20 protein-coding genes are annotated in these 21,440 nt (G+C 56.5%); 11 read left to right on the forward strand and 9 right to left on the reverse strand.

The features are described from left to right. Positions 1 to 125: 125 nt before the first annotated feature. The 8 genes from B4M48_RS13990 to rpmH all read right to left on the reverse strand — a co-directional run bounded on the left by B4M48_RS13990 (position 126) and on the right by rpmH (position 6,703). A complete protein-coding gene (locus tag B4M48_RS13990; RefSeq protein ID WP_039381472.1) occupies positions 126 to 716 on the reverse strand; it encodes a malonic semialdehyde reductase in 591 nt (196 codons plus the stop codon). Between the two features lie 209 nt (positions 717 to 925). Further along, positions 926 to 2,245 carry a type II toxin-antitoxin system HipA family toxin gene (locus B4M48_RS13995; protein WP_286876634.1) on the reverse strand — a complete coding sequence of 440 codons (1,320 nt, stop codon included), beginning with the start codon at positions 2,243 to 2,245 and terminating at the stop codon, positions 926 to 928. Next, positions 2,245 to 2,496, reverse strand: a complete 252-nt coding sequence (locus tag B4M48_RS14000) for a helix-turn-helix domain-containing protein (RefSeq protein WP_039381479.1) — start codon at positions 2,494 to 2,496, stop codon at positions 2,245 to 2,247. Before B4M48_RS14000 ends, B4M48_RS13995 begins: the two co-directional genes overlap by 1 nt. 352 nt (positions 2,497 to 2,848) lie before the next feature. Further along, a complete protein-coding gene (mnmE, locus tag B4M48_RS14005; protein ID WP_039381482.1) occupies positions 2,849 to 4,213 on the reverse strand; it encodes a tRNA uridine-5-carboxymethylaminomethyl(34) synthesis GTPase MnmE in 1,365 nt (454 codons plus the stop codon). A gap of 104 nt (positions 4,214 to 4,317) precedes the next feature. After that, complete coding sequence (yidC, locus tag B4M48_RS14010) at positions 4,318 to 5,964, reverse strand: membrane protein insertase YidC (protein WP_065647883.1); 1,647 nt, start codon at positions 5,962 to 5,964, stop codon at positions 4,318 to 4,320. Between the two features lie 2 nt (positions 5,965 to 5,966). After that, positions 5,967 to 6,224: a membrane protein insertion efficiency factor YidD gene (gene yidD / locus B4M48_RS14015; protein WP_071668252.1), complete on the reverse strand. Its 258-nt coding sequence runs from the start codon at positions 6,222 to 6,224 to the stop codon at positions 5,967 to 5,969. Continuing rightward, positions 6,188 to 6,547 carry a ribonuclease P protein component gene (gene rnpA, locus B4M48_RS14020; RefSeq protein WP_071668251.1) on the reverse strand — a complete coding sequence of 120 codons (360 nt, stop codon included), beginning with the start codon at positions 6,545 to 6,547 and terminating at the stop codon, positions 6,188 to 6,190. Before rnpA ends, yidD begins: the two co-directional genes overlap by 37 nt. A 15-nt stretch (positions 6,548 to 6,562) precedes the next feature. Further along, the gene (gene rpmH, locus B4M48_RS14025) at positions 6,563 to 6,703 is read right to left on the reverse strand and encodes a 50S ribosomal protein L34 (RefSeq protein WP_003849659.1); all 141 of its coding nucleotides are present in this window, start codon (positions 6,701 to 6,703) and stop codon (positions 6,563 to 6,565) included. Between the two features lie 599 nt (positions 6,704 to 7,302). On the opposite strand from rpmH, the gene dnaA reads away from it, so the two are divergent. The 11 genes from dnaA (at position 7,303) to B4M48_RS14080 (ending at position 21,094) form a co-directional block, all read left to right on the forward strand. Further along, positions 7,303 to 8,706 (forward strand): chromosomal replication initiator protein DnaA, encoded by a 1,404-nt coding sequence (gene dnaA, locus B4M48_RS14030; protein WP_039381492.1) that lies wholly within the window; start codon positions 7,303 to 7,305, stop codon positions 8,704 to 8,706. A gap of 5 nt (positions 8,707 to 8,711) precedes the next feature. After that, a complete protein-coding gene (gene dnaN / locus B4M48_RS14035) occupies positions 8,712 to 9,812 on the forward strand; it encodes a DNA polymerase III subunit beta (protein WP_039381494.1) in 1,101 nt (366 codons plus the stop codon). A 172-nt stretch (positions 9,813 to 9,984) separates the two neighbouring features. Further along, the gene (gene recF, locus B4M48_RS14040) at positions 9,985 to 11,073 is read left to right on the forward strand and encodes a DNA replication/repair protein RecF (protein ID WP_071668250.1); all 1,089 of its coding nucleotides are present in this window, start codon (positions 9,985 to 9,987) and stop codon (positions 11,071 to 11,073) included. Positions 11,074 to 11,090: 17 nt separating this feature from the next. Continuing rightward, positions 11,091 to 13,499 carry a DNA topoisomerase (ATP-hydrolyzing) subunit B gene (gene gyrB / locus B4M48_RS14045; protein WP_039381501.1) on the forward strand — a complete coding sequence of 803 codons (2,409 nt, stop codon included), beginning with the start codon at positions 11,091 to 11,093 and terminating at the stop codon, positions 13,497 to 13,499. A 194-nt stretch (positions 13,500 to 13,693) separates the two neighbouring features. After that, positions 13,694 to 14,503: a sugar-phosphatase gene (yidA, locus tag B4M48_RS14050; protein ID WP_039381505.1), complete on the forward strand. Its 810-nt coding sequence runs from the start codon at positions 13,694 to 13,696 to the stop codon at positions 14,501 to 14,503. A 361-nt stretch (positions 14,504 to 14,864) separates the two neighbouring features. Further along, positions 14,865 to 15,563 (forward strand): FadR/GntR family transcriptional regulator, encoded by a 699-nt coding sequence (locus B4M48_RS14055; protein WP_039381509.1) that lies wholly within the window; start codon positions 14,865 to 14,867, stop codon positions 15,561 to 15,563. Next, the gene (locus B4M48_RS14060; RefSeq protein WP_071668248.1) at positions 15,560 to 16,438 is read left to right on the forward strand and encodes a 2-dehydro-3-deoxygalactonokinase; all 879 of its coding nucleotides are present in this window, start codon (positions 15,560 to 15,562) and stop codon (positions 16,436 to 16,438) included. The genes B4M48_RS14055 and B4M48_RS14060 overlap by 4 nt, the downstream gene beginning before the upstream one ends. After that, entirely contained in the window at positions 16,422 to 17,039 is a 618-nt protein-coding gene (locus B4M48_RS14065; RefSeq protein WP_071668247.1) for a 2-dehydro-3-deoxy-6-phosphogalactonate aldolase, read from the forward strand. The genes B4M48_RS14060 and B4M48_RS14065 overlap by 17 nt, the downstream gene beginning before the upstream one ends. Beyond that, a complete protein-coding gene (dgoD, locus tag B4M48_RS14070) occupies positions 17,036 to 18,184 on the forward strand; it encodes a galactonate dehydratase (protein ID WP_039381519.1) in 1,149 nt (382 codons plus the stop codon). The genes B4M48_RS14065 and dgoD overlap by 4 nt, the downstream gene beginning before the upstream one ends. Positions 18,185 to 18,428: 244 nt before the next feature. After that, positions 18,429 to 19,721 carry an MFS transporter gene (locus B4M48_RS14075; RefSeq protein WP_288657028.1) on the forward strand — a complete coding sequence of 431 codons (1,293 nt, stop codon included), beginning with the start codon at positions 18,429 to 18,431 and terminating at the stop codon, positions 19,719 to 19,721. A gap of 101 nt (positions 19,722 to 19,822) precedes the next feature. Beyond that, positions 19,823 to 21,094, forward strand: a complete 1,272-nt coding sequence (locus B4M48_RS14080) for a DUF3748 domain-containing protein (RefSeq protein ID WP_288657031.1) — start codon at positions 19,823 to 19,825, stop codon at positions 21,092 to 21,094. Here B4M48_RS14080 and B4M48_RS14085 read toward each other — a convergent pair. After that, on the reverse strand, positions 21,063 to 21,419 hold the full coding sequence (locus B4M48_RS14085; RefSeq protein WP_223811800.1) for a YceK/YidQ family lipoprotein: 357 nt from the start codon (positions 21,417 to 21,419) through the stop codon (positions 21,063 to 21,065). The two genes, B4M48_RS14080 and B4M48_RS14085, sit on opposite strands and share 32 nt — an antisense overlap. Positions 21,420 to 21,440 lie beyond the last annotated feature (21 nt).

Consider the following 21,440-nt stretch of genomic DNA (forward strand, 5'->3'; position numbering starts at 1 on the left):
AGATGTTTGCATCCGGCTTTCCCGGCAGAGCGATAAATTCAGATAAGACTGAAAATCAGCGCGGGACGAGGCGGGAAAGAGACTCTGCCGGACTGACCGGCAGAGCGCAAACGGGCTGCCAGCTTTCAGGCAAAGGTGGTGGCTTCATCAAAACCGAGTCGCGTCAGGCGCGGATGCAGTTTATCTGCCTCGCCGTAGCCAAGATTGATCAGCATGTTCACCTGCCATTTGCTTTCGCTGAAGAAAGCGGCATTTACTTTGGCGGGATCAAAGCCGGACATCGGACCGGCATCCAGACCGAGCGAACGTGCGGCGAGGATAAGGTAGCCTGCCTGCAGGCTGCTGTTACGAAACGCGGTCTCTTTTGTCAGCTCCGGGCTGCTGGTAAACCAGTTGCGCGCGTCACCAAACGGAAACAGTTTTGGCAGCTGCTCAAAAAACTCCGGATCCCACGCGACAATCACCGTTACCGGCGCCGACATGGTTTTATCCACGTTGCCTGAGGAGAGGGCAGGTTTCAGCCTGGCTTTGCCTTCCGCTGAGGTCACAAATACAAAGCGGCCTGGTGAACAGTTAGCGGAGGTCGGGCCCAGAGCCGTCAGGGTATAAAGCTCCTGCAGCAGCGCCTGTGAAACCGGCTTATCCTGCCAGTGGCTGTGGGTGCGGGCGTCAGTAAACAGCGCATCAAGCGCCGCGCTGTCGAGCGGTGTACTCATGTTTTTCTCCTGTTCAGGCTGCGATGCAGGCCCGATTTTTAGCATGAATAATAGAGGCTGCGCTTAACGCAGCCTCTATCGTTATACTGTAAAGGAGAAAGGGAGCCAAATAACAAAGATGTATGATCGACTGGCAAAGAGCAGTACGCGCTTATTTCCCGTGCATCAGGGGTTCAGCTGAGCTACAGGCATCCCGGCTTATCGGAAATTTATTCCCAGCCCGCTATCAGTCTGGCTGAACGGGCTTTCAGGCCTTCCAGAATGGCGCTGCTGTTGGCATCGGGAAAGCCAGCCGGCAATTGCCGGGTCACACGCTCAATAACAACATCAACAGAGTTAGCCAGTTCTGTCAGGATCTCTTCCATAACAGAACGCTCAAACCCCACAGCTTTCGCCGTTTGGAAAAAATGGCGCGGGAATATCTGCTCAATGGCGTATTTTTTCCCCTTGCTGCTTGTCAGGCCCATAGCGAGCCTGGCGTCTTTTCGATTGAGGCCCCGGCCGCCAAATACTGGATAGACAGACAAGATGTCGTAAAAAGGAGTCAGGCGAAAACGCCCTTCCGGTTCAATAAAGACCGAGAAGTTTTTTGCATGGCCATCGGTGGCCGCCAGCAGCCAGAATAATACTTGCGCCTTCATAAAGTGATAACGATCCTGCTCTGCGTTGGCTGAACCCAGCAGAGTTTGCATTATATCGCCTATGCCAGGGCCGCCCTGATTTTCATATTTCCGTGCTGAAGGAACATTTAACACCTGACAAAAATCTTCCTGGGGCAGCCGCATTATCCAGCTACCATCCGAGGCATACCGGCGGTCAAACCGTTTCACAGCCAATGCTTTGATATCATTGATATGCAATATAAAGCAATCAGGGACCGGTAAACCGAACTCTTTTGCCAGTTGCGTGCAGAGAAATTCGTTTTCGACGCTGTCTGACAAGTCGAGACTGTATGAGTGGCTCTCTATCTTGCCGATAGGCAATTTGAGAATATGGGTTGTAGGCGAGGTTCCTCTGGGCTGGCACCAGCAATCATTGCTGAACAGCAAGGCAGTTTTCTCCTGTGCGCCTGCCAGCGATATGCGAAAGTCGTCAATTTCTTCAATCATGCCCAGGGGCGCGCCAGCTTTATAGCCTGTGAGGATTTTGGCCAGATCCCGGTCAGACAATGCTTTGTAGTCGATGGTGCAAATGTCGCCCGGCGCGGCATCTTTAGGTAGCAGTTGTAGCGCGCCAACAGTATCGGCACCGATTCGTGCCAAAAGGTCGAAGGGCTGGGTTGAGTCTGCGTTATAGCGGGCCAGGATTCGGCCTCTGATCTCCGGGTTATCTGGCAATAGATTATCGAAGAAGTTATAAACCTCATTGCCCTGATAAGGCTGTCGCCGCAAGGGCATGGAAAGTGATACAGGACGGCTGCCGGTCTGATTAAGCCAGGCCTCAGCATATTGAAATGCATGAGCACCGGTCCCGGCACGGCTAAAAACACCCACCTTATAGCCATTCATGTAGACATCCAGTTCAGCCATTACCACTCCTCTTTCCAGCCTTCAGAGCTTTGGGTATCGCTGCCTTTGGGTTTCACCTCCAGCTCCAGCTCCAGTGCTGACAATATCCTGAAAAAAGTTTCCAGCCTGCTGGTGCCTGGCTGGAGTTCAAAGCTGGATACGGTGTCCTGGCGAATCCCTACCTTGCTGGCCACTTTTCCCTGAGACAGTTTTTTTGACAGACGAACATCTCGCAGGTGAGCGCTGAGCTGGCTGACATTAATAATCTTCATATCGTGGCATCCTGTTAATCGGATGATTTTAATTTACACGCTTAAGCAGGTAAATCAAAGCTTACACGCTATAGCGTGTAAGAAAATTCATGCATGTTATGGTGGGTAATTAGTTGCTGACTGTTATAAACAGTAGCCAGATTATGGACACCCTGGTCAGGAATCGCTTCTGGAAATATTCAAAAAGCAGACCTTATGGAAATTTAAAAGATTGAGGGGAGGGGGTTACCAGTCTCATATCCAGAGAGACGCCTGATGCAGATACCGTTAGGTATCAGAATCAGGCACGAACATTCAAAATAATATGATTATATTCAATTGTTTATTCTATTTTCAGCTATTTCTCGCCGTATTATTTCCCGATACAGAAGCTGGAGAAGATACGGCCCAGCAGATCGTCAGAGGTAAACTCGCCAGTAATTTCGCTGAGCGCCTGCTGTGCCAGCCGCAGCTCTTCCGCGAGCAGCTCACCCGCCCACGCGCCCAGCAGCTGCGCTTTCCCCTGCTGCAGATGCGTGGCGGCACTCTCCAGCGCCTGCAGATGGCGACGGCGCGCAAGGAATCCGCCTTCTATATTGCCGGCAAAGCCCATGCTCTGTTTCAGATGATCGCGCAGCGTTTCCACACCGTCGCCGGTCCGGGCTGAAAGGCGGATTAGCGCATGGCCGTTCATCTCATTCAGCCCCAGGATCTCACCGGTCATATCCGCTTTGTTACGCACCACGGTAATGGGCAGCGCCGCCGGTAAGCGTGCCACAAAGTCGGGCCAGATAGCCGCCGCTTCGGTAGCGTCCGTTGTGGTGCCATCGACCATAAACAGCACCCGATCGGCCTGTTCAATCTCCTGCCAGGCGCGCTCGATGCCGATGCGCTCGACTTCATCACTGGCTTCGCGCAGTCCGGCGGTATCAATGATATGCAGCGGCATTCCATCAATATGGATATGTTCGCGCAGGACATCGCGCGTGGTGCCGGCAATGTCGGTAACGATAGCCGCTTCGCGTCCCGCCAGCGCATTCAGCAGGCTCGACTTACCTGCATTCGGGCGTCCGGCAATCACCACCTTCATGCCCTCACGCAGCAGGCTGCCCTGACGCGCTTCAGCGCGTACGCCATTCAGGTCGCCGATCACCGCATTAAGCTGCGCTTCAATCTTACCGTCGGAAAGAAAGTCGATCTCCTCATCCGGGAAATCGATAGCGGCCTCAACATAGATGCGCAGGTGGGTCAGCGCCTCCACCAGCGCATTTACGCGCTGTGAAAACACGCCCTGCAGCGAGTTCACTGCCGAGCGCGCCGCCTGTTCCGAGCTGGCATCAATCAGATCGGCAATCGCCTCAGCCTGCGCCAGATCGAGCTTGTCATTCAGAAACGCGCGCTCCGAAAACTCACCTGGCTGCGCAATACGCAGGCCGGGCAGGGCGACAATACGTTTCAGCAGCAGGTCCAGGATAACCGGTCCGCCATGCCCCTGCAGCTCCAGCACATCTTCACCGGTAAAGGAGTTCGGACCCGGAAACCACAGCGCAATGCCCTGATCCAGCACGCTGCCATCTGCATCGGTAAAGGGCAGATAATCGGCATAGCGCGGCTTTGGCAGCTTACCCAGCAGCGCCTGCGCAACGTCTGCTGCCCGGGTGCCTGAGATACGCAGTATACCGACGCCGCCGCGGCCCGGTGGGGTTGCCTGCGCAACGATAGTATCGCTGTGGCTCATGATCGTCCTCTTGCCCGCACTGTGCCGGGCTGAAAAATAGAAAAAAAACAGGGCGACATAAATGTCGCCCCTTGATTATACCTGTTGCTCAGCCGGGCTGAAGGTTACGCTTTCTTCTTATCGCGGCTGTGCAGGCCCCGTTTTTCCAGGCCGCGGTAAATCAGCTGCTGCTGGAGAATGGTGACCAGGTTGCTGACGATGTAGTACAGCACCAGACCTGCCGGGAACCACAGGAAGAAGACGGTAAAGATCACCGGCATGTAGGTCATGATCTTCTGCTGCATCGGATCGGTCACGGTGGTCGGTGACATCTTCTGAATGAAGAACATGGTGATACCCATCAGCACCGGCAGAATGTAGTACGGGTCCTGTGCAGAGAGGTCATGGATCCACAGTACAAACGGTGCGTGACGCAGTTCTACCGAGCCAGAGAGCATATAGTAGAGCGCCAGGAAGATAGGCATCTGAATCACCAGCGGCAGACAGCCACCCAGCGGATTCACTTTCTCCGCTTTGTAGAGCGCCATCATTTCCTGGCTCTGCTTCTGCTTGTCATCGCCCAGACGCTCACGCATCGCCTGAATCTTCGGCTGCAGCATGCGCATCTTAGCCATCGAGGTGTACTGCGCTTTGGTCAGCGGGTACATGATGCCGCGCACGATGAAGGTGATGACGATGATGGAGAAGCCCCAGTTACCGATAAAGCTGTGCAGGAACTTCAGCAGCTTGAACAGTGGCTGAGAGATAAACCACAGCCAGCCGTAATCCACGGTCAGGTCAAGGTGCGGCGCAATCGCAGCCATCTTATCCTGAATTTCCGGGCCGACCCACAGCGTTGCGCCCAGCGTCTGCTGTGCACCTGCACCAACGGTAACCGGCGCTGACTTATAGCCGATCGCCGCTACGCCGTTGCCGAGGTTGCTGGTATACAGGGTATTATTGCCCTGCGTACGCGGCACCCACGCCGTGGCGAAATATTGCTGCAGCATCGCAACCCAGCCGTTGCTGGTGGTGGTGCTCAGATTCTCGTTATCAGCGATGGTGTCGAACTTATATTTTTCATATTTCGCATCGCTGGTGGAGTAGGCTGCACCGCGGAAGGTGTGCAGCGCAAAGTTGTTGCTGCCCGTGTCGCGATGCTTAGGCAGGTCGATGGTCTGCTTCAGCTGGCCAAACATCGCCACTTCCAGCGGCTGCTGTGAGGTGTTATTGATGTTGTAGTCAACGTTAACCGCGAACTCGCCACGCTTGAAGATGAAGGTTTTGGTATAAACCACACCGTTTTCGCCAGTCCAGCTCAGCGGCACACGCAGCTCAGTCTGGCCATCGGCCATGTCGAAGCTATCCTGTGCGGCAGTATAGAGCGGACGCGCGCCATTGTTCGGGTTGTCCGGGCCGTTACGACCGGTCAGGCCGCTCTGCGCCTGATAAACAAATGCCGGCGTGGTTTCCAGCAGCTGGAATGGCGCGTCGGAGCCGAGTTTATCCGGGTAGGTCAGCAGCTGAGCCTGTTCAATATCACCACCGCGCGTGTTGATATTGAGTGACAGGACGTCAGTTTTAACGGTGATCGTTTTGCCCTGACCGCTGGCCGGCACGCCGGAAGTGGCGGCATCACCCGCTGCGCTGCTTGTGTTCTGCGTGGTCTGGGTCTGCTGTGGCTGCGGAGCGTGGTCCGTCTGCCAGGCTTGCCAGATCATAAAAGACACGAACAGAAAAGCGATGAGAAAGAGATTGCGTTGCGAATCCATCGTTAATGTTCTCTGGTATCAAAGGTTTTTGGCGGCACAGGATCGTCGCCACCCGGGTTTAGCGGGTGGCATTTTAATACGCGTTTAATCGTCAACCAACTGCCTTTTATCACGCCGAAACGGCGCAGGGCCTCAATCCCGTACTGCGAACAGGTGGGATGGAACCGACAATGAGGTCCCAGCAGAGGGCTGATAGCGCGTTGATAAACGCGTATCAGTGCGATCAGGAGCCGCGAGCCAGGCGACAGTGACGACGCCATAGTTTCTCCAACGCTTCCATCAGTGCCCGGTTATCGAGGTCAGCAATCCCCTTTTTCGCAACAATAACAAAATCCATCGCAGGCAGTTCATGCTGACGCAGACGAAAACTTTCCCGGGTCAATCGCTTGATCCGGTTACGTTCATGCGCGCGCTTTACATGCTTTTTAGCGACGGTAAGACCGATGCGGGGATGCCCCAGCGAATTGCGGCGGCCGAGGATGGTGATTTGCGGCGTGCCAGCCCGAAGAGGTTGCTGGAAGACGAAAGTGAAATGAGCGGGAGTTAACAAACGTAACTCCCTGGGAAATGCGAGCTGAACCACGAGGGTTAGCTTTTATTACTTAGAAACGGTCAGACGAGAACGGCCTTTAGCACGACGACGTGCCAGAACCTGACGACCATTTTTGGTTGCCATACGAGCACGGAAGCCGTGTGAACGGTTGCGCTTCAGTACGGACGGTTGAAAAGTGCGTTTCATGGCGATTTCTACCTAAACTTGAAAAATTTCACTGGGTGACGCGTTTTCGGGGCAGTAAAGCGACCGACGCCTCAATGTGTCTTTAATAAAGAGGCGGGATTGTAATAATTGTACAGTCCGGAGTCAATTTACTTCGCTGGTCGCGGGACCTGAATACCCGGAAACACCGCGATTCCGGGCATTAATGCACCACGTGCCAATGCCGGGTGGGGAATTATACGGCCTGTAAAGGAAAGCGCAAGGATCGTCCAGGATCTTCTTGCGATCGCACACGCTATCCACAGGAAAAAAAACGCGACGGCGGCTGAAAAATTCGCGTCTGCTGCGCGATCTTCGCTTGCTTTTTTGCCAGAACGGATAAACTGTTCAAAGGTTTTACACCCTGTGGATAAATTGGATCAAAACTGTGTAGAAAGGGAAGATCTCTGGTGCGCTTTGCGCTATGATCCGCCCTTCCGCTGACGATCCTCACTGCGATCGCCGGGGATGACTACCGCAGACAGCGGTCGCAGGCGCTTTCTGACCGCCTGTGTCAAAAAAGACAGTTTCTATTATTAGCGCCTGAAATTCTTATCGATTTTGTACGAGTGGAGTCCGCCGTGTCACTTACGCTTTGGCAACAGTGTCTTGCCCGTTTGCAGGATGAATTACCTGCCACCGAATTCAGCATGTGGATCCGTCCACTGCAGGCTGAATTAAACGACAATACGCTGGCCTTATATGCACCAAATCGGTTTGTACTCGACTGGGTTCGGGATAAATACCTCAACAGTATTAATGGGCTGCTGAACGAATTCTGCGGCGCAAATGTGCCGTTGCTGCGATTTGAAGTGGGTACGCGTCCTGTGGCGCAGGTTGCTGCTGCACAGCCGGTTATGACCAGCACCGTCAGCGCGCCGGCACCGGTGGAAACCCGTCCGGCACCGGCACAGCTGCTGCGTCCGAGCTGGGATTCAGTGCCGGCACCTGCGGACGTGACCTATCGCTCGAACGTGAACAACCGCCATAACTTCGACAACTTTGTTGAGGGTAAATCAAACCAGCTGGCGCGCGCGGCGGCACGCCAGGTGGCAGATAATCCTGGTGGTGCCTATAACCCGCTGTTCCTTTATGGCGGCACGGGTCTGGGTAAAACGCACCTGCTGCATGCGGTCGGTAATGGCATTATTGCCCGTAAACCCAACGCCAAAGTGGTCTACATGCACTCAGAGCGGTTTGTGCAGGACATGGTAAAAGCGCTGCAGAACAATGCGATTGAAGAGTTCAAACGCTACTACCGTTCCGTGGACGCGCTGCTGATCGATGATATTCAGTTCTTTGCCAATAAAGAGCGCTCGCAGGAGGAGTTTTTTCACACCTTCAACGCGCTGCTGGAAGGCAATCAGCAGATCATTCTCACCTCTGACCGTTATCCTAAAGAGATTAACGGCGTGGAAGATCGTCTCAAGTCACGCTTTGGCTGGGGTCTGACCGTAGCCATTGAGCCGCCTGAACTGGAAACGCGCGTGGCCATTCTGATGAAAAAAGCAGATGAGAACGATATCCGCCTGCCGGGTGAAGTCGCTTTCTTCATTGCCAAACGTCTGCGTTCCAACGTGCGTGAGCTTGAAGGGGCGCTGAACCGCGTGATCGCGAATGCAAACTTTACCGGACGCGCCATTACCATCGATTTCGTGCGTGAAGCGCTGCGCGATTTGCTGGCGCTGCAGGAGAAGCTGGTTACTATCGACAACATTCAGAAAACCGTAGCGGAATATTACAAAATCAAAGTGGCGGATTTGCTGTCGAAACGCCGGTCGCGCTCTGTGGCGCGGCCGCGTCAAATGGCGATGGCGATGGCAAAAGAGCTGACCAACCATAGTCTGCCAGAAATTGGCGATGCGTTTGGTGGCCGGGACCATACCACCGTGCTGCACGCCTGCCGAAAAATCGAGCAGCTGCGTGAAGAGAGCCACGACATCAAAGAAGATTTCTCTAACCTTATCCGAACATTATCTTCCTGACGCATATGAAATTTATTGTTGAACGTGAGCAGTTGCTGAAACCCCTGCAACAGGTAAGTGGTCCGCTTGGCGGACGTCCGACGCTGCCGATCCTCGGAAATTTGCTGCTGCAGGTAAATGAAGGGTCGTTGTTGCTGACCGGAACCGATCTGGAAATGGAAATGGTAGCGCGCGTGGCGCTGAATCAGGCCCACGAGCCTGGCGCTACCACGGTGCCGGCGCGTAAATTCCTTGATATCTGCCGTGGCCTGCCGGAAGGCGCTGAAATCAGCGTTACGCTGGAAGGCGATCGCATGCTGGTACGTTCCGGGCGCAGTCGTTTTTCACTGTCAACGCTGCCTGCCAGCGATTTTCCTAACCTGGATGACTGGCAAAGCGAGGTTGAATTTACGCTGCCGCAGGCCACTCTGAAGCGGCTGATTGAAGCCACGCAGTTTTCAATGGCGCATCAGGATGTACGTTACTACCTTAACGGTATGCTGTTTGAGACCGAAGGTGAAGAGCTGCGTACCGTTGCAACCGACGGTCACCGTCTGGCGGTCTGCGCCATGCCGATTGGTCAGGCGCTGCCAAACCATTCTGTGATCGTACCGCGTAAAGGGGTCATTGAGCTGGTCCGCCTGCTGGACGGCGGTGAGAACCCGCTGCGCGTGCAGATTGGCAGCAGCAACATTCGGGCGCACGTAGGCGATTTCATCTTCACCTCTAAGCTGGTGGATGGTCGTTTTCCTGACTACCGGCGCGTTCTGCCCAAAAATCCGGACAAGGCGCTGGAGGCGGGCTGCGATCTGCTCAAGCAGGCGTTTGCCCGTGCGGCTATTTTGTCCAATGAGAAATTCCGCGGCGTACGCATCTACATCACTGAAAATCAGCTGAAAATCACGGCAAACAACCCGGAGCAGGAAGAGGCGGAAGAGATGCTGGATGTCTCTTATAGCGGCACCGAGCTGGAGATTGGCTTTAACGTCAGCTACGTACTGGATGTGCTGAATGCGCTGAAGTGCGAGAACGTCCGTCTGCTGCTTACCGACTCTGTTTCCAGCGTACAGATTGAAGACGTAGCCAGTCCAGCTGCGGCATACGTCGTCATGCCGATGCGCTTGTAGCAGAAAATATCGGCCTGGCTTACTTGCCATTCTGGTCCCGGGCAGTGCTCGCCCCTGGTCACATACTTCAGTATGCTCCCAGGATCTGCGCGCTGGCCGTGACCAGACTGCCTGCGCCGCCAACGGCCCGCATTGTTAACGTTAGGCTATTCCCTTCTGGCTGGATTCGTTCATGGCTTTAACCCGCCTTCTGATTAAAGATTTTCGTAATATTGAGCAGGCTGACCTGGACCTCGCACCCGGCTTTAACTTTCTTGTCGGCGCCAACGGCAGCGGTAAAACCAGCGTGCTGGAGGCGATTTATACGCTGGGTCACGGACGGGCGTTTCGCAGCCTGCAGGCGGGGCGGGTGATCCGTCACGAGCAGGAGGCGTTTGTCCTGCACGGGCGTATTGATGGCGGCGGTGAACGCGCGCTGGCGGTGGGGCTGACCAAAAACCGCGCCGGCGACAGCAAGGTGCGGATTGACGGCAGCGACGGGCATAAAGTGGCCGAGCTGGCGCAGCTGCTGCCGATGCAGCTGATTACGCCTGAGGGGTTTACATTGCTCAACGGCGGCCCCAAATACCGCAGAGCCTATATCGACTGGGGCTGTTTTCATGCTTATCCCGGTTTTTTTATCGCCTGGAGCAACCTGCGTCGCCTGCTGAAGCAGCGTAACGCGGCGCTGCGTCAGGCCTCACGCTACAGCCAGATTCGTCCGTGGGATCAGGAGCTGGTGCCGCTGGCCGCGCAGATCAGCGCCTGGCGCGCGGAGTACAGCGCGGCCATCGCCAGTGAGATCACCGCGACCTGCAGCCAGTTTTTGCCTGAGTTTGCCCTGTCATTCTCTTTCCAGCGCGGCTGGGATAAAGAGAGCGACTATGGCGATCTGCTGGAGCGCAATTTTGAGCGCGATCGCGCGCTTACCTACACCGCCAGCGGCCCGCACAAAGCGGATTTCCGCATTCGTGCTGAAGGGACGCCGGTAGAAGATTTACTCTCACGCGGACAGCTGAAGCTGCTGATGTGCGCCCTGCGTTTAGCGCAGGGTGAGTACCTGACGCGCAGCAGCGGACGTCGCTGTTTATACCTGATTGATGACTTCGCATCCGAGCTGGATGACACGCGCCGGCGACTGCTGGCTGAGCGGCTGAAAGCCACGCAGGCTCAGGTGTTTGTCAGCGCTATTGGCACAGAGCATGTAATCGATATGAGCGACGAAAAGGGCAAGATGTTCCGCGTGGAACAGGGTAAAATAGCGGTTCAACCTGAAGATTAAATGAGCGAGAAACGTTGATGTCGAATTCTTATGACTCCTCAAGTATCAAAGTCCTGAAAGGGCTTGATGCGGTACGCAAACGCCCGGGTATGTATATCGGCGATACGGATGACGGCACCGGTCTGCATCACATGGTATTCGAGGTCGTGGATAACGCCATCGACGAAGCGCTCGCCGGACACTGCAGTGACATCGTGGTCACTATCCACGCGGATAACTCCGTGTCGGTGCAGGATGACGGGCGCGGTATTCCAACCGGTATTCACCCGGAAGAGGGTGTCTCGGCGGCGGAAGTGATCATGACCGTTCTGCACGCCGGCGGTAAGTTTGATGACAACTCTTACAAAGTGTCGGGCGGCCTGCACGGCGTTGGCGTTTCCGTGGTTAATGCCCTGTCGCAGAAGCTGGAGCTGACCATTCGTCGCGACGGCAAAGTGCATCAGCAGACCTACGTGCACGGCGTGCCGCAGGCGCCGCTGGCGGTTACCGGCGATACCGAGACGACCGGTACGCGCGTACGCTTCTGGCCAAGCCACGAGACCTTTACCAACGTCACCGATTTTGAATATGAGATTCTTGCCAAACGCCTGCGTGAGCTGTCGTTCCTGAACTCCGGCGTCTCTATTCGCCTGCAGGATAAGCGTGATGACAAGAGCGATCACTACCACTATGAAGGCGGCATCAGGGCGTTTGTGGAGTATCTGAACCGCAACAAAAACCCGATTCACCCTAACGTATTCTATTTCTCTACCGAGAAAGATGGCATCGGTGTGGAAGTGGCGCTGCAGTGGAACGATGGTTTCCAGGAAAACATCTACTGCTTTACCAATAACATTCCGCAGCGCGACGGCGGGACGCATCTCGCCGGTTTCCGTGCGGCGATGACGCGCACGCTCAATGCCTATATGGATAAAGAGGGCTACAGCAAAAAAGCCAAAGTCAGCGCCACCGGTGACGATGCGCGTGAAGGCCTGATTGCCGTGGTTTCCGTGAAAGTGCCGGATCCGAAGTTCTCCTCGCAGACCAAAGATAAGCTGGTCTCCTCCGAAGTAAAATCGGCGGTAGAGCAGCAGATGAATGAGCTGCTGAGCGAATACCTGCTGGAAAACCCGGCGGATGCAAAAATTGTGGTAGGCAAAATCATCGATGCGGCGCGCGCGCGCGAAGCAGCACGCCGTGCGCGTGAGATGACCCGCCGCAAAGGCGCGCTGGATCTGGCCGGCCTGCCGGGCAAGCTGGCAGACTGTCAGGAGCGCGATCCGGCGCTCTCTGAAATCTACCTGGTGGAGGGTGACTCTGCAGGCGGATCGGCGAAGCAGGGGCGTAACCGTAAAAACCAGGCGATTCTGCCGCTGAAGGGTAAAATCCTCAACGTAGAGAAAGCGCGTTTCGATAAAATGCTCTCTTCGCAGGAAGTCGCCACGCTGATCACCGCGCTGGGCTGCGGTATCGGCCGCGATGAGTACAACCCGGATAAGCTGCGCTATCACAGCATCATTATCATGACCGATGCGGACGTCGATGGCTCACATATCCGTACGCTGCTGCTGACCTTCTTCTACCGTCAGATGCCGGAAATCATTGAGCGCGGCCACGTTTACATTGCGCAGCCGCCGCTGTTTAAAGTGAAAAAAGGCAAGCAGGAACAGTATATTAAAGACACCGACGCGATGGATCAGTATCAGATCGCCATCGCGCTGGACGGCGCTACGCTGCACACCAACGCCAGCGCACCGGCGCTGGGCGGTGAGCCGCTGGAAAGCCTGGTCGCGGAGTACAACAGTACGCAGAAGATGATCAAACGCATGGAGCGTCGCTTCCCGGCAGCCCTGCTTAATGCGCTGGTTTACCATCCAACGCTGGCAGGGCTGGATGATACCGCCGCCGTCAGCAGCTGGCTGGAGACGCTGGTGGCGTATCTTAACGAGCGTGAAGCACACGGCAGCACCTATGTGGCACAGGTACGCGAAAACCGTGAGCTGCAGCTGGCTGAGCCGGTACTGCGTGTGCGCACCCACGGTGTGGATACCGACTACCCGCTGGATAGCGAGTTTATCGGTGGCCCGGAGTATCGCAAAATCTGTGCGCTGGGCGAGCAGCTGCGCGGCCTGATTGAAGAGGACGCCTATATCGAGCGTGGCGAACGTCGTCAGCCGGTTGCCAGCTTCGAGCAGGCGATTGAGTGGCTGGTGAAAGAGTCACGCCGCGGTCTCTCCATTCAGCGCTATAAAGGGCTGGGCGAGATGAACCCGGAGCAGCTGTGGGAAACCACCATGGATCCGGACAGCCGCCGTATGCTGCGCGTCACCATCAGGGATGCGATTGCTGCCGATCAGCTCTTCACCACGCTGATGGGCGATGCGGTGGAGCCGCGTCGCGCCTTTATCGAAGAGAACGCGCTGAAAGCCGCTAACATCGATATCTGATACGCTCTGACCCCTCCCGCCCGGGAGGGGTTTTTTATATCCGCAAAGTCCTTTCTCCTGCACCATCCGGCATCTCAACCACCAGGCTCAGCCTGCCGCCCACCGCATCTGCGATCCGCCGCGCCGATAAACTGGTCAATGAGAGCTGAATCGCGCTAGCATGAAAGTCAGACCCTGAATTAACCGAGGACGTTATGGCGATAAAACTGATTGCGATCGATATGGACGGCACGCTGCTGAATCCGCAGCACGAAATCACTCCGGCGGTAAAAACAGCGATTGGGCGCGCGCGCGACAAGGGCGTGTCGATTGTGCTGGCGACCGGCCGCCCGTTTGTCGGCGTTGAGCGCTATCTGATGGAGCTGGATCTGCGCCAGCCGGGTCAGTACTGCATCAGCAATAACGGAGCGCTGGCGCATAAGGCCGATAGCGGTGACGTGGTGGCTGAGAAAACGCTGAGCTTTGATGATTACCTCTATCTTGAGCAGCTGGCGCGCGAACTCGGCGTGCATTTTCAGGCGTTCGACAAATCGTCCCTCTATACCCCCAATAAAGACATCAGCGAATACACCATCCATGAAGCCAGCCTGACCGGTATTCCGGTGCGCTATCGTGCGGTTGAAGAGATGGATCCGGCGACGCGCTTCCCGAAAATTATGATGATCGATAAGCCGGCGCTGCTGGATAAAGCGATTGCCAGGCTGCCAGCGCGCATGCAGGAGAGCTACACCGTCCTGAAAAGCGCGCCTTATTTTCTGGAGATCCTCAACCCGCTGGTGAACAAAGGCTATGGCGTGAAGATGCTGGCGGAAAAACTCGGCCTGCAGCAGTCAGAAGTGATGGCGATTGGCGATCAGGAGAACGATCTGGCGATGATTGAGTATGCCGGCACCGGCGTGGCGATGGGTAATGCCATCGACTCAGTGAAAAAGATCGCTCAGTTCGTGACTAAAACCAATATGGAAGATGGCGTTGCGCACGCTATCGAAGAGCTGGTGCTGTAACCCCAGCACGTTTATATGATTCCCGGCACGCTGCGGGAGCCCCGCAGATAATCCCCCTCACCGCGGTATCTCTGTGCCGGTTGTGGAAGGTCGTATGGCCTGCCGCACCGGCATCACCTCCTTCTCAGACCAGCCGCGCGCTTCAGGCGTGGTTAAACGCTGACGCTGTGCGCGTCATGACGAGCCGGCAGGGCCTGCCGATCGGTAAAATCCGCATCGATTGTCTGTTTTGTGATCTGAATTGTAGTACGAGATACATATGTAGTACTACAATCGTCCGCAATGGCTCAGGCAGCCGTTAGGTTTCAAACCAGGAACGCAGTAATCTGACGGGCTGATGCCCTTCATATACCGGACTCCCATGACACAACAACAGCTGAGCAAAACAGAGCGCATTATCCATACGCTGGGTGAAGAGATTGTCGCCGGTAAGTATGTGCCGGGTGCGGCGCTGCCCGCAGAAGCAGAGCTGTGCGAACAATTCGGGACCTCACGCAACATCATTCGTGAGGTTTATCGTGCGCTGATCGCAAAGCGCCTGATGGAGATGAAGCGTTACCGCGGTGCGTTCGTGACCCCGCGCAATCAGTGGAATTATCTCGATAGCGATGTATTGCAGTGGGCGCTGGCGCACGATCAGGATCCGCGCCTGATTGCCGCCATGAACGAAGTGCGCGTGCTGGTTGAGCCGCAGATTGCGCGCTGGTCAGCCGAGCGGGCGACCTCAACCGATCTGGCCGCTATCGAACAGGCCTATAACGATATGGTGGCAAACCATCTCGATCGCGAAGCGTTTAACGACGCGGATATTCGCTATCACGAAGCGGTGATGGGCTCGGTACATAATCCGGTGCTGCAGCAGCTTAACGTCGCGATAAGCCAGCTCCAGAAAGCGGTGTTTGCGCAGACGTACATGGCGGACGCCGGCAATATGCCGCGCACATTAGCTGAACATAAAGCGCTGTACGACGCTATTCGTCATCAGGATAGTGACGCCGCGGAACGTGCAGCAAAAGCGATGATTGCCAGCTCCACGGCCCGACTGAGAGAGATTTTGTGACCAGCTATATCGCTATTGACTGGGGCTCAACGAATTTACGCGCCTGGCATTATCAGCAGGGCGTCTGCGTTGATGAACGCCGTTCCCCCGCCGGCATCACGCGCCTCGGCGGGCAGACGCCAGCGCAGGTCTTTGCCAGCGTCACCGCTGGCTGGCCCGTGGATGAGGTGCCGGTAATCATGGCCGGCATGGTCGGCAGCAATGCCGGCTGGCTGTCGGTCCCGTATCTGCCCTGTCCGGCCAGCCTGAATGCGCTGCACGCTCATTTGACGCGTGTGGAGCAAAAAGCGTGGATTGTGCCGGGACTGAGCGTTGAACGCGATGACAATTACAATGTGATGCGCGGTGAAGAGACGCAGCTGCTGGGTGCGCTAGCGCTGCAGCCGGTAGCGCTGTGTGTGATGCCCGGCACGCATGCCAAATGGGTTCAGCTGGAACAGGATCGGGTGCTGGACTTCCGTACGGTCATGACCGGTGAGCTGCACCATTTATTGCTGCAGCAGTCGCTGATTGGTGCCGGTCTGCCCAAACAGGAGACCTCCCGGACGGCATTTATGCAGGGGGTGGAAAGAGGGTGCCAGGATGCGTCTGTTATTGCCCGCCTGTTTGAAGTGCGCGCGGCGCATGTGCTGGGCGCCCGCGATCGCCGTCATGTCAGTGAGTTTCTTTCCGGCCTGTTAATTGGTCATGAAGTGGCGCTGATGACGCAGCGCATGGCTGCGGCACCCCAGCCGATCGCCATTATTGGCGGCCACACGCTGGCGCAGCGTTATCAGCAGGCGCTGACTTTTATTAACCGGGATTCAGTTACGCTGGAAGGCGATGTTGCATTCCGGCATGGAATGAGGAGTATTGCGAATGCCCTGGCCCACTAAACTGCCGCTGATTGCTATTCTGCGCGGCATTACACCGGATGAAGCTGAAGCGCACGTCGGTGCGCTTATTGAGGCTGGCTTTGATGCCATCGAAATTCCGCTGAATTCGCCCGACTGGGCGCAAAGCATCGGGGCGATGGTGGCAACGTTTGGCGATAGCGCGCTGATTGGCGCAGGAACGGTGCTGGAAACGGCACAGGTCGACAGGCTGGCCACGCTGAACAGCAGGCTGGTGGTCACGCCCAATACGGATGCGGACGTGATTCGTCAGGCGGTCGCGCAGGGCATGATTGTTGCAGCCGGCTGTGCTACCGCTTCAGAAGCCTTTACCGCTTTAAAGGCGGGGGCGCAGGCGCTGAAAATTTTCCCCTCTTCAGCCTTTGGCCCCGGCTATATCAAAGCGCTGAAAGCGGTCCTGCCGCCGGAAGTCCCGGTGTTTGCCGTTGGCGGCGTTACACCCGAAAATCTGCATGAATTTATGGCTGCAGGCTGCATCGGCGCCGGTCTGGGCAGCGATCTCTATCGCGCCGGCCAGCCGCTGTCACGCACGGCAGAGAAGGCCCGCGCATTTATTGCTGCTTACAAGGACGCTGTACAATGAAAATTACCCGACTCACGACGTATCGTCTGCCGCCGCGCTGGATGTTCCTGAAAATCGAAACCGACGAGGGCATCACCGGCTGGGGTGAACCGGTAATTGAAGGACGCGCCCGCAGCGTCGAAGCAGCGGTGCATGAGCTGTCAGAGTATCTGGTCGGGCAGGATCCGGCGCGCATCAACGACTTATGGCAGGTGATGTACCGCGGCGGCTTTTACCGCGGTGGTCCGATTCTGATGAGTGCCATTGCCGGCATCGATCAGGCGCTGTGGGATATCAAAGGCAAAGCGCTTGGCGTACCGGTATATCAGCTGCTGGGCGGTCTGGTACGCGACAGTATCAAAGCGTATAGCTGGGTAGGCGGCGACCGGCCGGCGGAGGTCATCGATGGCATTCAGAAACTGCGCGCCATCGGGTTTGATACCTTCAAGCTCAACGGCTGCGAAGAGATGGGCATTATCGATAACTCGCGCAAAGTCGACGCGGCGGTCAATACCGTGGCGCAAATCCGCGAAGCGTTCGGCAGCGAGATTGAGTTTGGCCTCGATTTCCACGGCCGCGTCAGCGCGCCGATGGCAAAAGTGCTGATCAAAGAGCTGGAGCCCTATCGTCCGCTGTTCATTGAAGAGCCGGTGCTGGCCGAGCAGGCGGAATACTATCCGCGCCTGGCTGCACAGACTCACCTGCCGATCGCTGCCGGTGAGCGGATGTTCTCGCGGTTTGAGTTCAAACGCGTGCTGGAAGCGGGCGGGCTGGCCATTCTCCAGCCCGATCTGTCGCACGCTGGCGGTATCACCGAATGCTACAAAATTGCCGCCATGGCAGAGTCGTATGATGTTGCGCTGGCGCCGCACTGTCCGCTGGGCCCGATTGCGCTCGCGGCCTGTCTGCATGTCGACTTCGTATCGCGTAATGCGGTATTCCAGGAGCAGAGCATGGGTATTCACTACAATCAGGGTGCCGAACTGCTCGATTACGTTATTAATAAAGACGATTTTAAAATGGATGATGGCCACTTTTATCCGTCGAATAAACCAGGCCTTGGCGTGGAAATTAACGAAGAGCTGGTGATTGAGCGCAGTAAAAATGCGCCAGACTGGCGTAATCCGCTATGGCGCTTCCCGGACGGCTCTGTGGCTGAATGGTGATCGCTGCTCTGCGGGTGACTGATTAAAATAATCACCCTGCGTCAGGCCGGATTATTCAGGCTGTTGGAAATTTATAAATATTTTAAAAAAAGTGCCGGATAAATAAGGCTCAGGCTACCCCTCAGCCTTACTGACGGCACGGCATATTTACCGCTACGGCGGATTACATCTGACTATCTTACCCTGCATTGTTTGCGGTGCGCCTTGCTGCGCCCTGCGAACAACATCATGACGGAGAAACACCATGGATCTCTCTGCTGTTCAGGCCAGACCAACGCGGCGGCGTTATATTACGCTGTTAATGATATTTATTACCGTGGTTATTTGTTATGTGGACCGCGCTAATTTAGCGGTAGCCTCAGCCCATATTCAGGAGGAGTTTGGCATTACCAAAGCGGAAATGGGCTATATTTTTTCCGCCTTTGCCTGGCTATATACGCTCTGCCAGATCCCGGGAGGCTGGTTTCTCGATCGCGTGGGTTCGCGGCTGACCTATTTTATTGCCATCCTCGGCTGGTCGGTGGCGACATTATTTCAGGGATTTGCCACGGGCTTATTATCGCTGATTAGCTTACGTGCGGTTACCGGTATATTTGAGGCGCCGGCATTCCCGACAAATAATCGCCTGGTAACCAGCTGGTTTCCGGAGCAGGAGCGTGCGTCTGCCGTTGGCTTCTACACCTCCGGACAGTTTGTCGGACTGGCATTCCTGACGCCGCTGCTGATCTGGATCCAGGAGCTGCTCAGCTGGCACTGGGTGTTTATCATTACCGGCGGAATTGGCATCGTCTGGTCGCTGGTGTGGATCAAAGTGTACCGGGCACCCAGACACAGCAAAGGGATCAATCAGGCCGAGCTGGACTATATTCGCGAAGGTGGCGCAATGGTTGACGGTGATGCGCCGTCAGAGAAAAAAGCACGCACCCGGCTTACAGCTGCCGACTGGAAACTGGTGTTCCACCGTAAACTGTGCGGCGTGTACCTTGGTCAGTTTGCGGTGACCTCAACGCTGTGGTTCTTCCTGACATGGTTCCCTAACTACCTGACCCAGGAAAAGCATATTGCCGCATTAACCGCCGGTTTCATGACAACCGTACCGTTTCTGGCCGCCTTTTTCGGCGTGATCCTGTCTGGTATCGTGGCCGACAGGCTGGTGCGCAGCGGACGCTCAATCGGCTTCGCACGCAAAACGCCGATCATCTGCGGTCTGCTGATCTCTACCTGCATCATGGGTGCTAACTACACCAATGATCCCGTGTGGATTATGGTGCTGATGGCGCTGGCGTTCTTCGGTAACGGTTTCGCCTCAATCACCTGGTCACTGGTATCATCGCTGGCACCGGTTCGTCTGATTGGTCTGACCGGCGGCATGTTCAACTTTATCGGCGGACTTGGCGGTATTACGGTTCCGCTGGTGGTCGGTTATCTGGCGCAGGATTATGGCTTTGCTCCGGCTCTGGTGTATATCTCCGCCGTGGCGCTGGTGGGCGCACTCTCCTACATTCTGCTGGTCGGCGACGTGAAACGCGTTGGCTGATCCGACGAGGCGCGCATGGAAGCGCGCATCCCCGCAAAACTGCTGCACCCCGGCAGGGAATCGCGTACCGTATCAGCATCGGTTATTTGTCAGAGCGTCCCATGTCAGAAAAACAGCTTACCTTTGCGCAGCGTCATCACCAGCTGACCAATATCAACGTCTGGACCGCCGACAGCCAGTGGCTGGCGTTTGATGTGCGCCCCTCCGGCGCCTCTTTTACCGGCCTGACCATTGAGCGGGTTAACGTCTTTACGGGCGCCGTTGAGCTTCTCTATCAGGCGCGCGACGGGGCTCACGTTGGGGTGGTGACCGTAAGCCCCGACCTGCCGCCGCGCTACGTCTTTATTCATGGCCCGGAACATCCTGATGCGCACTGGCATTACGATTTTCACCATCGCCGTGGCGTGATCGTGCAGAATGGCCATGCGGAGACGCTGGACGCCTGCGATATTACCGCGCCCTATACGCCGGGCGCGCTGCGCGGCGGATCGCATGTGCATGTCTTTAGCCCGGACGGCACCCGCCTCAGCTTTACTTACAACGATCATGTGATGCATGAGCGCGACAGCCGCGAGGAGCTGCGCAACGTCGGCGTGGCCGTGCCGCTGCATCCGGTCTGTCCGGCTGAAAAACATCCGCGTGAGTATGATGGCAGCCACTACTGCGTGCTGATCAGCCAGACGCAGCGCGACCCGCAGCCCGGCAGCGATGCAATCGATCGCGCTTATGAAGAGTGCTGGATTGGCGATCGCGGCTATCAGAAAGCTGACGGCAGCTGGCAGCGCTGGGCTATCGCCTTTATCGGCGACACGCGCAGCGCCAGCGGGCAGAAGGTGCCGGAGGTGTTTATCGTGGATTTACCGGACGCGCTGGCTGATTACGCCCGTCCCGGCAGCTCGCCGCTGGAGGGCAGCGATACCCGGATGCCGGCACCGCCGGCAGGGGTGCAGCAGCAGCGGCTGACGCATACCCGGGGTCTGGCGCTGCAGCCGCGTCACTGGCTGCGCGCGGCGCCAGACGGCAGCGCGATTGCCTTTCTGCTGGCCGATGAGCAGGACATTATTCAGCTCTGGAGCGTGTCGCCCAACGGCGGTGAGCCGCGGCAGATCACCCGGCTCAGCAGCAGTATCCAGTCTGCGTTCAGCTGGCATCCGCAGGGTGATGCCGTCGCCTTTATCTGTGCCGACCGCGTAATGCGCTGCGAAATGGCAGACGGTCGCTGTACGCCACTGACGCCGGTCACTGCCGCCGCGCTGAGCGGCGACGCAGTGGTCTGGTCGCCGGACGGAAAACAGATCGCCTATATGCGTGAAGTGGAGGGCTGGCGCCAGCTGTTCTGCGTCAGTGCGACGCCGGCATCGCAGCAGCCGTAGCGAGGCTCGCCTGGGTATTGGCCTCTCTTTCACTTTGCAGCACGCGTTCGCGCGGTGAGGAGCTGCGTTTGTCCTCACCGGCGTGGAAGTAGTCCCACGGCAGCAGCAGCGTATCCAGCACGGCAGAGAAGGGCAGATCGATCAGCGCCAGCGGCTTCAGCACCCAGCCCGTGTCATCATCAGTCAGCATTTTGGCACTGGCGCGGGTGCCAGGATAGTAACCCTGACTGCCGCCGGAGTGCGACATCATGCTGGAGCAGCCGGAGGTGGTTATCACACAGCACACCAGCAGGCCGGTCAGTGGAAAACGTTTTATCATCTTCATTGTCATCATCCCTTCAGTCAT

The organism is Pantoea sp. UBA6567 (genome assembly GCF_002434165.1).
In the GTDB taxonomy this organism is placed as follows: domain Bacteria; phylum Pseudomonadota; class Gammaproteobacteria; order Enterobacterales; family Enterobacteriaceae; genus Pantoea; species Pantoea eucrina.